This is a genomic window from Sinobacterium caligoides, from assembly GCF_003752585.1.
In the GTDB taxonomy this organism is placed as follows: domain Bacteria; phylum Pseudomonadota; class Gammaproteobacteria; order Pseudomonadales; family Sinobacteriaceae; genus Sinobacterium; species Sinobacterium caligoides.
Genome location: NZ_RKHR01000004.1, coordinates 823,211 through 837,867, shown reverse-complemented (window position 1 = coordinate 837,867; position 14,657 = coordinate 823,211). Strand labels below are relative to the sequence as shown.

At 53.4% G+C, this 14,657-nt stretch carries 9 protein-coding genes and 1 tRNA gene; 4 read left to right on the top strand and 6 right to left on the bottom strand.

Annotated features, from left to right (window positions below; genetic code table 11):
- Positions 1–18 precede the first annotated feature (18 nt).
- Positions 19–1,776: an LVIVD repeat-containing protein gene (locus tag EDC56_RS10420; protein ID WP_162844146.1), complete on the top strand. Its 1,758-nt coding sequence runs from the start codon at positions 19–21 to the stop codon at positions 1,774–1,776.
- A 109-nt stretch (positions 1,777–1,885) separates the two neighbouring features.
- On the opposite strand, the gene dmpG is transcribed toward EDC56_RS10420, so the two are convergent.
- Positions 1,886–2,914, bottom strand: a complete 1,029-nt coding sequence (gene dmpG, locus EDC56_RS10415) for a 4-hydroxy-2-oxovalerate aldolase (RefSeq protein ID WP_123712446.1) — start codon at positions 2,912–2,914, stop codon at positions 1,886–1,888.
- A gap of 37 nt (positions 2,915–2,951) precedes the next feature.
- A complete protein-coding gene (locus EDC56_RS10410) occupies positions 2,952–3,863 on the bottom strand; it encodes an acetaldehyde dehydrogenase (acetylating) (protein ID WP_123712445.1) in 912 nt (303 codons plus the stop codon).
- A 333-nt stretch (positions 3,864–4,196) separates the two neighbouring features.
- Here EDC56_RS10410 and kynU point away from each other — a divergent pair, with 333 nt between their 5' ends.
- The 3 genes from kynU to EDC56_RS10395 all read left to right on the top strand — a co-directional run bounded on the left by kynU (position 4,197) and on the right by EDC56_RS10395 (position 9,520).
- Positions 4,197–5,441, top strand: a complete 1,245-nt coding sequence (gene kynU / locus EDC56_RS10405) for a kynureninase (RefSeq protein WP_245980680.1) — start codon at positions 4,197–4,199, stop codon at positions 5,439–5,441.
- Positions 5,442–5,540: 99 nt separating this feature from the next.
- Positions 5,541–6,917, top strand: coding sequence for a sodium-dependent transporter (locus tag EDC56_RS10400; protein WP_123712444.1), 1,377 nt, complete (start codon positions 5,541–5,543; stop codon positions 6,915–6,917).
- 287 nt (positions 6,918–7,204) lie between these two features.
- On the top strand, positions 7,205–9,520 hold the full coding sequence (locus tag EDC56_RS10395) for a TonB-dependent receptor (protein WP_123712443.1): 2,316 nt from the start codon (positions 7,205–7,207) through the stop codon (positions 9,518–9,520).
- A 383-nt stretch (positions 9,521–9,903) separates the two neighbouring features.
- Here EDC56_RS10395 and EDC56_RS10390 read toward each other — a convergent pair.
- The 4 genes from EDC56_RS10390 to EDC56_RS10375 form a co-directional block, all read right to left on the bottom strand.
- Positions 9,904–9,980 (bottom strand) — tRNA-Ile (locus EDC56_RS10390).
- 111 nt (positions 9,981–10,091) lie between these two features.
- Positions 10,092–11,891 carry an RNA polymerase sigma factor RpoD gene (gene rpoD / locus EDC56_RS10385; protein ID WP_123712442.1) on the bottom strand — a complete coding sequence of 600 codons (1,800 nt, stop codon included), beginning with the start codon at positions 11,889–11,891 and terminating at the stop codon, positions 10,092–10,094.
- Between the two features lie 143 nt (positions 11,892–12,034).
- Complete coding sequence (gene dnaG, locus EDC56_RS10380; protein WP_123712441.1) at positions 12,035–14,131, bottom strand: DNA primase; 2,097 nt, start codon at positions 14,129–14,131, stop codon at positions 12,035–12,037.
- Positions 14,132–14,137: 6 nt separating this feature from the next.
- Positions 14,138–14,584 carry a GatB/YqeY domain-containing protein gene (locus EDC56_RS10375; RefSeq protein WP_123712440.1) on the bottom strand — a complete coding sequence of 149 codons (447 nt, stop codon included), beginning with the start codon at positions 14,582–14,584 and terminating at the stop codon, positions 14,138–14,140.
- Positions 14,585–14,657 lie beyond the last annotated feature (73 nt).

Here is a 14,657-nt window from a genome sequence, read left to right as displayed (position 1 = left end):
ACAAGAGAGGGACAATGTATGAGCAATAGAACACCGAAGATGGCGGCACTGATTGCACTCGCCTCGAGTGTGTTGGTGGCCTGCTCGGCCAGCCATGATACGGTCGAGGAACACGCTGCGGCAGAGGGGCATTCGGCACCGTATAATATTGCCGACCGTTTTGTGCAGCGACAGGTCGATATGGCCGAAGACAAAACGCCGGTAGATCCTCTGCCAAGCAGTTATGGCATGAATAAGGACGGTAGCTTCACTCACCCAGTGGCTACTCGTGACTCACACGATCAAGTCCCCTTTGACGGTATCCTCGATTACTGGGATAGCGAACAATACATTAAAAATATGAAGGTTGAGGCGTTTTATCCTATCGTCGTTGAGCCATTTCATACCTGGCAAAATATTGTCGATTTCGATGGTCGTCGCTACCTTTACCAATATGTTCGACGCGATTTAAAAATTTACGATATTACCAAGCCCAAAGAATTAAAGTTGTTACTCACCAAGGGAAATACCTGGGGTATCGACGGGCCGGGCGAGGAGGTAAACCCTTACCCTGAAGATGACATGTTTGGCGCAGCTTCTATTCAGTGGAATGAGAAGCTGGGTAAGAACATCATGGTGCAATCGTTTGAGATACGCCGTTTTGGTTTGCTCAAAGATAAATACCATAAGCCCGAGCAGGTCGAGGCAATCCGTAAGGCGAAGCACTTAAAAGGCTTTAAAGTCTATGCGATGAACGGCCCGATGCCAGAAGACTGGGAGTTGTTGGCTGAGCGAACGACCGATTATAAGCACCCTGATGCACCGATAGGCGAGCAGCAGGGATCAGGCGTTAGGGATATCCCGGTTTACTTTGGTGGTGATACGATGTTTGTGGCTGCGGCACCTGAGGCCTCGCACTCACTGACAGAATACCCCAACGACCTCTACTCAGCAGGCTACCAGTCATGGGATATGTCGGACCCGGCTAACCCGAAGTTCCTGCAACAGCTGAACGTTGCCGGGCAGATAGCCGGTGATGCGGAGCACGAGGCGGCGTACAAGGCTAATCCGCGTGCCGGCAATCGCACCTCATGGATGGGCGCGCGCATGTCGCTGTTTATCCCTACCCCGGTTGAGAAGGGTGGCAAGTACGGCTACGCGGCAATGGGAGGTCTCGGCTTCTATGTTGTCGATATCACTAACCCGGCGGAGATGAAGATTGTTAGTCATATGGCCTTCGAACCGAATGTTGCGGGCGTTGAGGGGGACTTTATCGATGTTTCGCAGGTGGAGAAGACCGGCATTGTTTATTTCAGTGGTTACCCGCTCAACGAAGACTGCTGGGAACCGTATAAAAACGTGCACATGATTGATGTTCGCCAGCCAGAAAAACCTGTCGAAATCGGTATTTTACCGCGCCCTAAGCCACCGGCCGATGCCGCCTTTACCGACTTCTGTCAGCGTCGGGGTAGTTTTGGTCCCAAGCGTACCGGTTACTATACCCAGCCGGGCACACCGAAAGAGGGCATCCTGCCGTTTAACTTCTACAACGCAGGCTTGCAGGTCTTCGATGTCAGCGACCTCGAAAATCCAGAGATTGTTGCCTATTTCGTACCGCCGTTTGATACTGAAAACGTGGCGGAATATGCCCGCGGTAACCTCTCACACAGCGTTTATATCGAGTACGATCGTAACCTGTTCTGGGAGTTTACCAACCACGGTATCTATCTGTTATCGAGCCCTGTACTGGGTGAGCCAAACTTTGGCGCCCCCAAGACGCCTTGGCCTGCTCGATAATTGTTGAGGTTTATCGTGTGATAAAAAAGCCGCTCAATTGAGCGGCTTTTTTGTTTTTAAAATAGAGGTTGAATTGGTGACCACGGTTGCTGAGCGTGGTCGCTAAAATCTAACGCTTTATCTTTTCCCTGCTCATATCGAGGGCGAGATCTTCGATCATATCTTCCTGGCCACCGACGGTGCCGCGGCGACCCAGTTCCATTAAGATATCACGGGAAGAGACGTTGTACTTCCTTGCCGCGCGCTGTGCGAATAGTAGGAACGAGGAGTAGACCCCGGCGTAACCGAGGGTGAGCGCATCGCGATCAAGACGAATGGGGCGGTCCATCATCGGCGTGACGATGTCTTCGGCAACATCCATAATTTTATAGAGGTCGACGCCGTGTTGTGCGCCCATACGCTCTAATACCGCGACGAAGACCTCCAGCGGTGTGTTACCGGCACCGGCACCGAGGCCCGCGACGGAGCCATCGATACGGTTGGCACCGGCCTCGACGGCGGCCAGTGAGTTCATCACGCCCATGCTGAGATTATGATGACCGTGGAAGCCGATCTCTGTCTCTGGCTTTAGCTCGGCGCGCAATAGGGCAATGCGGGCGCTGACGTCGTCGGGTAGCATATAGCCCGCGGAGTCAGTGCAGTAGACGCAGTTGGCACCGTAGGACTCCATCAGCTTCGCCTGGCTAACTAAGGCCTCGGCAGAGATCATATGTGTCATCATCAGGAAGCCAACAGTATCGAGCCCCATCTCTGCGGCGTGACCGATATGCTGCTCGGCAACGTCGGCTTCGCTACAGTGTGTGGCAACGCGGATAGTGCTGATGCCACAGTCATAGGCCATTTTCAGGTGGTCTATGGTGCCGATACCCGGTAATAGCAGTGCGGATATCTTTGCGCGCTTGACCGCCTTTACCGTTGCCTTGAGATAGGCTTCGTCGCTCGCCGCAGGGAAGCCGTAGTTGACCGAGCGACCGCCGAGGCCATCGCCGTGGGTGACCTCGATCAGCGGCACACCAGCCTGGTCGAGGCTACTGGCGACGCTGATCATCTCCTCGATACTGATCTGATGTTGTTTGGCGTGCATGCCGTCTCGCAAACACATGTCGTGCAATATTACTTGCTTTGCTTTTAGGTCCATTATTTCTGTCTCTTATTCGTGGTGAGTGGGGGCGAGGTTATAGGGTGCTGCGAGGCTGCAGGCGTCCGGCGAGGATCTCTTCGGCATAGCGCTCGGCCGTCTTCAGTGCGGCCGCGGTCATTATGTCGAGGTTGCCGGCGTATTTGGGTAGGAAGTCGCCAAGCCCCTCGACCTCAAGGTAGATCGAGACGCGGTTGCCATCGAATACCGGGCCGTTTTTCAGCGTATAGCCGGGCACGTATTGTTGTACCTCGGCGACCATCGCCAGCACGGAGTCAGTGATGGCTTGTTGGTCAGGTTCCCCTTGTACGAGACAGTGTACGGTGTCGCGCATTATCAGCGGTGGCTCGGCGGGATTGATGATGATGATCGCCTTGCCCTCTTTCGCACCCCCGACCTTTTCGATGGCACCGGCGGTGGTGCGGGTAAACTCATCGATGTTTTTCCGGGTGCCTGGGCCGGCGGACTTAGACGAGACGGTGGCGATAATCTCGCCGTAGTCGACGGTTTGTACACGACTGACGGCGGCGACCATGGGGATGGTTGCCTGGCCACCACAGGTGACCATGTTGACGTTCATTGCCTGAGCGGCGACGGCATCGGCCATGTTGACGGCGGGGACGCAGTAGGGGCCAATGGCGGCGGGTGTGAGGTCTATCATGATTGCCCCTTGGGCATTTACCTTACGAGAGTTTTCGGCGTGCGCGTAAGCGGAGGTCGCATCGAAGACGATCTGCACGCCGTCAGCCTGCATTTCAGGTAGTAGGCCATCGACCCCTGCGGAGGTGGTTTTTATACCCATTTCTTTTGCGCGAGCAAGACCAGGCGAGCTATCGACGACGCCTACCATCCAACTCGGTTCGATGAATTCACTGCGCATAGCTTTCATTAATAGGTCGGTACCTATATTGCCGGGGCCAATGATGGCGGCTTTAATTTTCTTAGTCATTATTACTTCCATATTTATCGTTTGATTTCGAAGCTATTAATTAGGGGGGAGCGTAAAGATCCATAAGATATGGAGAGCGCTTTACTGACTATAAGCGTTGCTGTTATACGATAAAAATAGAATTTTGAAGGTGAGATATAACGCTAACGTTATAACTTGTTTATGCTGTTCTACGCTATCCAGCTATAGTGAAAAAGTTATGGCCTTGTCAATATTTGTTATAAGCTGATTATGGCTGTTTTACCTATACTGAGGTTGAATTTTAATAAAAAACTGTAAATCGCTTTAATTTTAGATCGCCTGCAGTAGTACTAACGAATGAGTTGAGTGACGATGATGAATGAATACAGCCGTGCCGCCTGTGAACAGCTAGATTTAGAGGACTCGCTAAGTGAGTTTCGCGATGAGTTCGCCATTCCAGAGGGAATGATTTATCTCGATGGAAACTCGCTGGGAGTGCGCCCGAAAGCCGCCCTCGCGCGTGCTGTGGAGGTGGTTGAAGAGGAGTGGGGCGTTGGTTTAATCAAGAGTTGGAATCAGGCCGATTGGTTTAGTTTGCCGCAGCGGCTAGGTAATAAGTTAGCAAAGTTGATTGGTGCTGACGACGATGAGGTGGTGGTCACCGACTCGACCGGCCTTAACCTCTACAAGGTGCTAGCGGCGGCGTTAACTCAGCGTACCGAGCGCAAGGTTATTGTAATGAACGGTAGCAATTTCCCTACCGATAACTATATGGCGCAGGGCTTATTGGCGCAGTTGGGCGACGGTTATGAGATTCGCTTTGCCGAGCATGATGATATGGAGGCGGCGATTACCGAAGATGTTGCCGCAGTCTGCCTGACTCACGTGCACTATAAGACCGGGCGTATTTTTGATATGGCGGCTATTACCGCCAAGACACATGAGGTGGGTGCGCTGTCGATCTGGGACTTGTGTCACAGTGCCGGTGCGTTAGACGTAGATCTCAACGGCTGTAACGTCGACTTTGCTGTTGGTTGCACCTATAAGTACCTCAATGGCGGTCCCGGTAGTCCCGGCTTTATCTTTACTGCCAAGTGCCATCAGGGTAAAGCGTTACAACCGCTGACCGGGTGGTGGGGGCATGCCGACCCGTTCGCCTTCGAGCGAGACTATCGTCCGGCGCCCGGCATCAATCAAATGCTCAGCGGCACACAGCCTATTCTCAGCTTGGCCGTTGCAGAGGTGGGGCTGGATATTTTCCTCAGGGCGGATGTTGCGGCGGTAAGAGCGAAGTCGAAAAAACTCACCGAGCTATTTATTAGGTTAATGACGCAGCGTTGTAGTCAGTATGGCTTTACTCTGGTCAGCCCGGAAGATGCCGAGTGCCGCGGCAGCCAAGTCTCGTTTAGCCATACGCATGGCTACCCGGTGATGCAAGCGCTGATTAGTCGTGATGTCGTCGGCGACTTTAGAGCACCAGACAATGTTCGTTTTGGCTTTACACCGCTTTACACTAGCTATGTCGATGTCTGGGACGCCGTCGATCGCCTCGTGGATATTATGGAAAAAGAGCTGTGGCGTGACAGTGAGTTTAACCAGCGTGGAGCGGTCACTTAAGTGAGTTAGCTGATCGGTTAAAACGGCATTCAATAATGACTATTATAAATAGAGAGTGCCGTTAGTGTCGTTGCAATAAAATAAAAATAAGGTAGTACTATGGCAGCAAATAATAATACGCAACAGTGGTCATCTCGCTGGGGCTTCATGTTGGCCGCGATTGGCTCGGCGGTCGGACTAGCAAATATTTGGCGTTTTCCTTATGCGGTGGGTGAGGGCGGTGGTGGGGCCTTTGTTTTAGTGTATCTGCTGGCGGTGCTGACGCTGGCGCTACCGTTATTAATTGCCGAGTTTATGGTTGGTCGCCGGGGGCAGGCAAGTCCGCCTCGGTCGATCGCAGCAGTAGCAAAAGAGTCCTCGGGTAGCTCGCGGTGGGTGTTGATGGGCTATGGCGGAAGTATTGCTGCGTTGTTAATACTGGCCTTCTATGGTGTCGTAGGGGGGTGGACGATCACCTACGTCATCAAGATGAGCAGTGGCAGCCTGAGTGGCTTATCTGGTGAGCAGCTTGGTGGAGTATTTGATCAAGTGAACGGCGACCCTTGGATGCTGTTGTTAGCGTACTCGGTATTTATCGCTGTAACGGTTTTTATTTCCTCGAAAGGTATTCAGTCAGGGGTTGAGCGCACGACTAAAGTGCTCATGCCTGCGTTGTTTGTGATGTTGCTAGCGATGGTGGTCTATGCCGCCATCTATGGTGATTTCGCTGCGGCTTTACGCTTTCTGTTTACCCCTGACTTCTCGCAAATAACCTCATCGGTCGTGTTAGATGCATTCGGGCAAGCCTTTTTCTCCGTCAGTGTCGGTTATACAAACTTGATGGCCTATGGTGCCTATCTAAAGCGTGACGTGAACATTCCCCGTTCATGTGCGGTGATTGTGACGGCTGATACGTTGGTCGCGTTGTTGGCGGGCCTGGCGATATTCCCGATTATATTCGCCTATAATCTCGAGCCTAGTGGTGGCCCTGGTCTTGTCTTCATGACGTTGCCTATCGCCTTCGGTGAGATCGCCGGCGGAGCGATATTGGGTAGTCTGTTCTTCGTGCTACTGGCGTTTGCTGCCCTCACTTCGGCGCTGAGTATGTTGGAGGCACCGGTTGCATGGGTCTGTGATTTATTCCACTGGTCGCGTCGTCGGGCAGTGTTTATTATGGGCGGGGTCGTGTGGGTGCTTGGCTTGCTCTGCGTGTTCTCATTTAATTTACTGTCGAGTACCTATCCGCTGGGCATGTTCGATTACTTTGCTGGGAAAACATTCTTCGACTTGTTTGATTTTATAACCACGCGCATCGCGGCCCCACTGATCGGTAGCTGTATTGCCCTGTTTGTCGGTTGGGTGGTCACGAAGAAAATCTGCGCTGAAGAACTTGCAATGAAGGAAACAGGCATACTATTTATGCTCTGGCTCTATGCGGTGCGCTTTTTGGTGCCGCTGGTATTGGCTGCTCTTTGTTATAGCCTATTGACCGCTTAGTACCTCGAAAGAGTCCCCTCCAGCCATCGTTAGCTTCGGCTAGCGGTGGCTTTTATTTTGTAAAAATTATTTTCTGAACAATCAGTAAAATTAATTCTCGATATTGAAGGGTCTTGTTTAGCTGTGTTTCTGGTTATAGTTTTTTTGCTATGGCAGTGTCTGAAAATGATATTTCACTGTATTGCTTAACTGCAATAAGTTATCTGTTAAGCGTTGGTGGATGCCTTCGCTGAAAAATTAAAATAAAAATATGTGCGACAGCCTGTATTTCCAAGAGAGAGAGTCCAATGAAAAAGAGTAGGGCGTTATGTCTGAGAAAAATCCCGGCGATGGTGGCAGCGGTAACAGCCTGTATGGGCTCAACCATTTCGCTTGCTAATGCGCAAGCACTAGCACTCGAGGAGGTTGTGGTCACCGCGCGTCATAAATCTGAAAATCTACAATCAGTACCGATTGCGGTGAGTGCGTTTGGCGGTGAGGCACTAAAAAACTCTAAAATCGAGGGGCTGGGTGATTTGGCGGGGCGCGTTCCCGGTTTTCAAATCAACACGGAGAGTGCCAGCGAACCCAACCTATTTATTCGTGGTATCGGCAGCGATATGGAGAGCGCCGGCTCTGACTCCGCGGTCGGTCTTTATGTCGACGGCGTTTTTATGTCACGCGGCGCTGCTGCGGCAGCTGAGATTTTTGACCTCGAACGTTTAGAGGTCTTGCGTGGCCCCCAAGGTACGCTCTACGGTAAAAACGTCGTCGGCGGTGCGATCAGTTATATCACTAGCAAGCCTAGTCAAGAGACCGAGGCGATGATTGATATTGGTGTCGGCAACTATGGCCTGGTTGAGACCAAGGGGTTTGTGAACGGTGGCTTAACCGATAGCTTGGCAGGTAGAATCAGCGTCTCCTCGACAAACCGTGATGGCTTTGCTGAAAACACGCACACGGGTAACAAGGTCGATGATAGGGAAAACCTAACGGCTCGCGGTCAGTTGGCTTATGAATTCTCGGATAGCCTCGATGTGAACCTGAGCGTCGATCAGTATAAGCAAAATACTACGGCACCCTGGCGTTCCTTGGCGGTGGCTGACACCAGTATCGGCGAGGGCGATAGAAGTGATAAGCCGTGGCAGGCGACGGATCCGCGCAAAGGTGCGAGTAGCATGGACGGTCAGCAGAAGGTCGACCTTAAGGGCGCGGCGTTTACCGTCAACTGGGATGCTGATAGCGTGATGCTAACGTCGATAACGGCCTATCGAGAGAATAACTATATCACCGCCGATAATGCCGCGGGCACTTACGTTAGTCATGCGGTCAATTACCAGCTCGATGATAATGAAAATAACTGGGACTACGACCCTAGTGCCAGTGGCGAGAACCCGCATGACTATCCGTCGTTGATGTGGAACCAGCATAAGACCGAGCACTCGAGTCAGTTTTCGCAAGAGTTTCGCTTTAACGGCGCCGGCTTTGATGAGAAGCTTGATTGGCTAGCAGGGGTTTATTACGCCCGCGAGAAGGTGGCGCGCGAAGAACAGGTTGAGTCATATTTTGATATCCACGAATGGTACACCTTCGGCGAATTTGGTCATGAGAGTAACGCTACCGGTGTGAAGACCGATACCTATGCGGCCTTCGCTCAGGGGAGTTGGCATTTTGACGAGCAGTGGAGCCTAACCGTTGGAGTGCGTCATAGTATTGACAAAAAAGACTTCTCTGCTGAGCGTGATGCGCCGGCCGATGACATCACCTACGATGTTGAGAGCAGTGAGACCTGGGGGGCGACGACGGGCAATGCGACGTTAAACTTCCAGGCCACCGATGAGATTTTTATCTACGGGACGGTATCGCAGGGCTATAAGGCTGGTGGCTGGAATGGTGAAGATGCTAAGCCGATCAAAGAGGGGGAGGGCTGGGATGCCGAGGTCCTCGTTCCCGCCGGCGATGTAGCGACTATCTCCTACGACCCAGAGCATGCCACTAACTTTGAGTTAGGCGCCAAGACACAGTGGCTGGATAACCGTATCCAGCTTAATGGTGCGCTCTTTAACACCGTCTATGAAGACCTGCAGACGGATCAGCTGGTCGATAATGCGTTGGGTGCGCCAGCGATTATCACCACCAACGCCGAGGCGGCGCGCTCACGCGGGCTGGAGCTCGAGCTGATCGCATTGTTGAGCGAGGGGCTGACGCTATCGGGGACCTACGGTTACCTGGATACGGAGATCACCGGCGACCTGTTTGCTGAGAGCGATGTTAACTTGAAGGGCAACAGCCTGCGTCGTTCGCCCGAGAATACAGTGAGTGTCTCGTTATCCTATGACTGGGAGTTAGCGAGTGGTGCGCTGGTCAACGCCAGAGCAGATTATCGTTACCAGGATGCTTACTTCTATGAAAACAACAACGCGCCGATCACCGAGGTGGATAGCCAGTTCTCTGTCGATGCAGCACTGCGTTATGTTACCGCCGATGGCAACTGGGAGGCGAAGCTGTGGGCGAAAAACCTCACCGATGAGCTGACCGTGAGCTCGGTTACCGAGTGGCGCAACCTCTACGAGACATATGCCGCGCCGCGCACTTACGGTGCTAATGTAACCTGGCGTTACTAGTCTGTTAGTAGCCCTACGTTAGGTTTTTGCTCGGCAGGGCGATGCTGCCGAGCTTTTTTAAAAGCTCTTCTATCTACAATCGCTCTCCTTCTCCTTCTCCTTCTCCTTCTCCTTCTCCTTCTCCTTTCTCGGCTCTATTGTCTCGCGCTGTGTGCTCGTATGGGCTCAGCTGAAGCAACCTTTATTACTTTGCGTTATCGTGCCTTGAGGCAGGAATGAGCTGGCCGAAGCTTGTTACGTGGATAAGCGTGTTGCAGATGCTATAAGAGAGCTGTGCATAGGTCGACGTTGTCGCTATGAGCAATAAAGCGATGGTTGAATTAGATAAGCTTAGGGGGCACGAAGGTTTTACAGGGGGGAGCAAGAGGTTTCGCGAGAAAGAATGGTGGCCCCTCACAGACTTGAACTGTGGACCTACCGATTATGAGTCGGGTGCTCTAACCAACTGAGCTAAGGGGCCGGTGTTTGCTGAGGCAAACGGTGCTGTATTCAAGAGCTTGAACACAACAGCGGCGCCATTATATAGCGCCGCTGCGGGTTTTGCTACCGCTAGGATTACGCTTTTTTCGACTTATTCGTCGAGGAAGCTGCGTAATTGTTCAGAGCGAGAAGGATGACGCAGTTTACGCAGTGCCTTGGCTTCAATCTGACGGATACGTTCACGTGTAACATCGAACTGCTTGCCCACTTCTTCTAGCGTGTGGTCGGTGTTCATGTCGATACCGAAGCGCATGCGTAGGACCTTAGCCTCACGTGCGGTTAGACCGCCGAGTACGCCCTTGGTCGCTTCACGCAGCCCTTCAACAGTCGCGTTGTCTACCGGCGAGTCGATGGTAGTGTCTTCGATGAAGTCGCCTAGGTGGGAGTCTTCATCATCACCGATCGGCGTCTCCATGGAGATGGGCTCCTTGGCGATCTTCAGTACCTTGCGGATCTTATCTTCAGGCATCTCCATGCGCTCACCGAGCTCTTCGGGAGTTGGCTCACGGCCCATCTCCTGAAGCATCTGGCGAGAGATACGGTTGAGCTTGTTGATCGTCTCGATCATGTGCACGGGAATACGAATAGTCCGTGCTTGGTCGGCAATCGAGCGGGTGATCGCCTGTCGAATCCACCAGGTCGCGTAAGTTGAGAACTTGTAGCCGCGACGGTATTCAAACTTGTCGACCGCCTTCATCAGGCCGATGTTACCTTCCTGAATGAGGTCGAGGAACTGTAAGCCGCGGTTGGTGTACTTCTTGGCGATAGAGATAACGAGACGGAGGTTGGCCTCGACCATCTCTTTCTTGGCGCGACGCATGCGCGCTTCGCCGATCGACATGCGACGGTTGATCTCTTTGATATCGGTGACGGTCAAGCCGATCATCGCTTCGCGAGTACCAATACGACGCTGGGCGCGAATGATATCTTCCTGGTAAGTCATCAGGCGTTCGGCATAGGGCTCGCCGCTGGCGATGACTTCGAGAATCCAGTCTTGGTTGGTCTCGTTACCTTGGAATTCGGCGATGAAATCTTTACGTGGCATTTTCGCGTAACGAATACACCAGTTCATGATTTGACGCTCTTCGTTACGAATGCGTGCAAGGTTATTGCGCGCAGTCTCGGTCAGAGGCTCGAACTGACGGGGTGATAGCTTGAAGAACTTGAAAATGTTGCCGAGCTTTTCGAGTTCGACAGCCGCTTCTTTGCTGTAGCGGCCGTGTTTCTCGACCACCTCATTGGTCCGTTCATTCTGCTTGCGCAAGGCGCTGAAGCGCTCCTCGGCCTCGATAGGGTCGAGTCCACCGGGCTCGTCATCATCATCGTCAGAGTCGTCGTCTTCGCTTTTTGGCTGGGGCGGCGTCGGAGTTTGATCGTAGGGGTCGAGGTAACCGCTAATGATATCGGGTAGGCGACGCTCCTCTTTGGCGATCAGGTCGTACTCATCGAGCACGCGCTGTACAGAGCCGGGCCAGTAGGCAACGGCAGCCATCAACTCGCGGATACCTTCTTCGATACGCTTGGCGATGACGATCTCGCCTTCGCGGGTCAATAGCTCGACGGTGCCCATCTCACGCATGTACATGCGCACGGGATCGGTGGTACGTCCCGCCTCGTTCTCCACGGCGGCCAGTGCGGCAGCGGCTTCGGCGGCGGCGATGTCGTCGGAGCTGCTGTCGCCGCCGTCCATCATCAGGTCGTCGGCGTCGGGCGCTTGTTCGAAGACTTTGATACCCATATCGTTGATCATCTGAATGATGTCTTCGACTTGGTCGGGATCAGATATATCTTCAGGCAGGTGGTCATTAACCTGTGCGTAGGTTAAGTAGCCCTGTTCTTTACCTCTTGCGATTAAGCTTTTTAATCGTGATTGCTGTGCTGAATCAGCCATAGGAGTTTAGTACCCTGCCTGTTTACAAAAAATATAGCCGTATATTATAACGGAGATTGGTCTCTCCCCGCTATAAATTCACGGCGATAACATCAAATTAGTCGAAATAAACACCCTTTGTCACGCCTTGGTGAAGCTAGGGTCTAGTGTTTCGAGTGAGTGAGCAGTAATTCGCCATAGCGCTGCTTCTGTTCCCGGCTCATCTCGTTGAAGGGGATGGCGGCGAGCTGATTGAGCTCTTCTTCAAGTTGGCTCCTGCTTTGTCGTTTGTCGAGGAAGGCAAATATATCGGCCAACTCTTCTCGGGCGCCTAGCTGATCAGTGATCAGTTGGTCGTCTTTCAGCAGTTGCTGTAGTCGACCGTAATGCTCGGTGCCTATCCAGTTGCCCAGTAATGTATAGGTGGGGGTGTCGGGCTGCTTTTTCAAGAACTCGACCATCTCTTTTAGCAATAGACTGTCTGGCCCCGGGTGTTGATCGAGAACTTCGGCCGAGTGAATGGCGTCGATGTTGATGGGGTAAAACAGCAATAGTGTGATTGCCTGCTGTATCTTGCAGCGTGGTTGCGGCAGCTCGCTGCGTGGTGCGCGCTGTTTTGGGCCTCGATCTTTCTTCCAGGGTTTGTCACCGTCTTTACGGCGATAGCCACCGCTGCTGTTGTTGTAGCTTCTGCCCGTGTAGTCGTCGTCGCGATAGCTGTTGTGTGCGTCGGCGTAAGGGTCGCCATCGGGTAGCTGGTAGTTGTTATAGTCGTTCGCCTGCTCAGCGTTTAGGTAGCCGATAGCCTCGTCGGCGCCTTCGATGGCAGCAGTGCTAGTGTTGTCGGCGCCTTGCTTTGGCTGCGACGTCGCGGTGCTACCGTCACGCTGTTGTTGATAACGTTGTTCGGCGCGCCGGTCCTGTTGCTGTTTGCGCTGCTGTTCTTGTTGCTGACTTTGCTTAGCTTGTAGGCGAATCTGCTCGAGGGTTTCCGCCTCGAGGCCGGTGCGGGTGGCGAGTTCTTTGTGCAGCAGGCTCTGAAAAACACCGGCGGGGATGCTGTCGATCATCGGCAGGGCAAGGGTCGATAGCCGGGCGCGACCGTCCATGGAGCTGATGTCGAGGCCGTCGGCCGCATGCTCGAAGAGGTATTCGGAGAGCGGCTGTGCGCTCTCTATCTGGTGTTCGAAGCGGTCTGCGCCGACTTGCCGCACCAAGGTGTCGGGGTCTTCACCATCGGGGAGGAAGAGAAAGCGCGCCTGTAGGCCGTCTCGCATCAGCGGCAGCACACTCTCTAATGCGCGGTTGGCCGCGGCGCGGCCGGCCTTGTCGCCATCAAAGCAGAAGACCACCTCGGGACACAGTCGGAAGATGCGCTCGAGGTGGCTGCTGCTGGTGGCGGTGCCGAGCGTGGCGGTGCCGTATGGAATGCCGGCCTGTGCTAGTGCGACCACATCCATATAGCCCTCGACGACAACAATGCGCTCGACAGCCTGCTTGCTCTTACGGGCCTCAAAGTAGCCGTAGAGCTCGCGACTCTTGCTGAAGACTGAGGTCTCAGGCGAGTTGAGGTATTTGGGTTTGTCATCGCCGAGTACGCGACCGCCGAAGGCTACGACGCGGCCTCGATGATCGCGAATGGGGAACATAATGCGTTCGCGGAAACGGTCATAGCAGCCGCCACCGTCTTTCTCAATCAGCATGCCGCCCTCGATCAGCAGCTTGACCTGATCCGGGGTGTCGCCGAACTTCTTGAGCAGATTATCCCAGCCGGGTGGTGCATAGCCAATTTGGAAGTTGCTGGCAGTCTGGCCGTCGAGGCCGCGTCCTTTGAGGTAGTCGACGGCAGGTTGGCCGCCAGCTTCGAGACGAAGGTTCTGATGAAACCACTCGGCACATTTTTCGAGCAATGCGTAGAGAGCCTTATTAGCGCTTGCGGCGATGCTAACTGCGGTGTCTTCTTCGCGAGGCACCTGCATGGAGATGCTGGCGGCCAAGGCTTCGACGGCTTGCGGGAAATCGAGGCGTTCGTAATCCATCATAAAGCTGACGGCGTTGCCGCCGGCACCGCAACCGAAGCAATAGTAGAACTGCTTGTCGGCGTTGACGCTGAAGGAGGGGGTTTTCTCGTCGTGGAAGGGGCATAGCCCCTTATAGTTACGTCCGGCCTTCTTCAGTACGGTGCGGGCGTCGATGACTTCAACGATATCGACCCGCTCGAGCAGGTCGTCGATAAAGCCTTGTGGGATGCGCCCCGCCACTGTCGGTTATACCAACTTGGCTTTAATGAGTTTGCTGACTTCGCCCATGTCGGCGCGGCCCTGCATCGGTCCCTTTAACATGCCCATGACTTTACCCATGTCTTTCATGCCGCTAGCGCCGCTGTTGGCAATGGCCTCAGTGACGAGTTGGTCGATCTCGTCTGCGCTTAGTGCCTCGGGCAGAAACTCCTGAATCACTTCTACTTCTGCTATTTCGACCTCGGCTAGATCGGTGCGGCCAGCTGCTTCGAACTGACTGATCGAGTCGCGACGCTGCTTGAGCATCTTATCGAGAATGGCGAGGATGCGGCTGTCGTCGACTTCGATGCGCTCGTCGACTTCGATACGCTTAAATTCTGCCTGCATGGCGCGAATAGTGGTCAGGCGGGCCTTGTCCTTGGCTCGCATAGCCTCTTTCATGGCGGCTTTGATGGTTGCTTTTATTTCTGACATGATTCTTGTCGCCTTATATTGCTGAAATCCTGAAACGGAAAAAGCCCTGATGGCGCGCCATCAGAGCTTTTAA